Below are 1,246 nucleotides of genomic sequence, written 5' to 3'. Positions count from 1 at the left end.
GTTGCGCAGGCCGATGGCCTCTTCGACGGTCTTGAAGCCGATGGCGTACTCGGCGAGGCCGGGCACGGGCAGGGTGCGCGCGATGGAGCCGGGGGCGAGGACGATCTCGTCGTACGTGAGGTCGACGGTGCCGGCGCCCTCCTCCTCGGTGGCGAGGGTGGTGAAGGTCGCCGTGCGCTTGCCGTGGTCGAGCGAGCGGACCTCGCCGACGACGATGCGGCATTTGTCCAGGACGCGGCGGAGCGGGACGACGACGTGGCGCGGTGAGATGGAGCCGGCCGCCGCCTCGGGCAGGAACGGCTGATAGGTCATGTACGGGTCGGGGGTGATCACGACGATCTCGGCCGTCCCCCGCTTGAGCTCCGGCTTCAGCTTCCGCTGAAGACGCAGCGCGGTGTACATGCCGACGTAGCCGCCGCCTACGACGAGAATGCGCACAGGTTCCTTCACCATCCCATGACGCACCCGGCTCCGGAGTTTGTCCACAGGCCCGGCAATTTGTGTGACCGGACGCGGCGCCCCGCGAGCCTCCGGAAGCCCGCCGTCCGGTGCGAAAGGAGTGCAGGTCAGCAGGTATGAGAGGGGTGCGGGGATGGGGTGCAATAAGGCCTGAAAAGGTGCGTACTCCGATCGGGGGGCTCGCCGTGCGGAACCCACCTCTTCTGAATTGACCCCAGCTCAACTATGTTCGTGTGACGTCGGGGTGTCGGGGGATGCGCTCGTCGAGTCGAGTTTCCGGCTCGTGGCAGGGCTCGCTCCTCACACACCGGTTGTCAATGACGGGGAGTGTCTCCGGGGGGAGACGTCATTACCGGGGGAACGTATATGCACACTCAGGAGACCCACTGGACTTCCGCCGCAGCGACGGCAGCAGCCGTAGCCCCGAGCGGGAACGGACGAGACATGGGGGAAGGAGCGCGCACGACACCACTGCGTGTCGACGCACAGCGCAATCTCGAACATGTACTTCGGGCGGCACGCGAGGTCTTCGGCGAGCTGGGTTACGGCGCGCCGATGGAAGACGTGGCGCGCCGCGCGCGGGTCGGTGTCGGCACCGTCTACCGCCGCTTCCCGAGCAAGGACGTGCTGGTCAGGCGCATAGCCGAGGAAGAGACGTCCCGGCTGACCGACCAGGCGCGTGCGGCGCTCGGACAGGAGGACGAGCCGTGGTCGGCGCTGTCGCGCTTCCTGCGGACGTCCGTGGCGTCGGGCGCGGGGCGGCTGCTGCCGCCGCAGGTGCTGCGGG

2 protein-coding genes are annotated in these 1,246 nt (G+C 68.5%); one reads left to right on the top strand and one right to left on the bottom strand.

The features are described from left to right. Positions 1-453 (bottom strand): NAD(P)/FAD-dependent oxidoreductase (locus AOK22_RS38245; protein ID WP_167357943.1); only part of this gene is annotated, 453 nt, incomplete at its 3' end. 372 nt (positions 454-825) lie between these two features. On the opposite strand from AOK22_RS38245, the gene AOK22_RS38240 reads away from it, so the two are divergent. Next, a partial coding sequence (locus AOK22_RS38240) for a TetR/AcrR family transcriptional regulator (protein ID WP_157872426.1) occupies positions 826-1,246 on the top strand: 421 nt, incomplete at its 3' end.

This window comes from Streptomyces silaceus (assembly GCF_001419745.1).
In the GTDB taxonomy this organism is placed as follows: domain Bacteria; phylum Actinomycetota; class Actinomycetes; order Streptomycetales; family Streptomycetaceae; genus Streptomyces; species Streptomyces silaceus.
The sequence above is the reverse complement of the archived record's forward strand: the minus strand, read 5'-3'. Positions and strand labels throughout refer to the sequence as shown.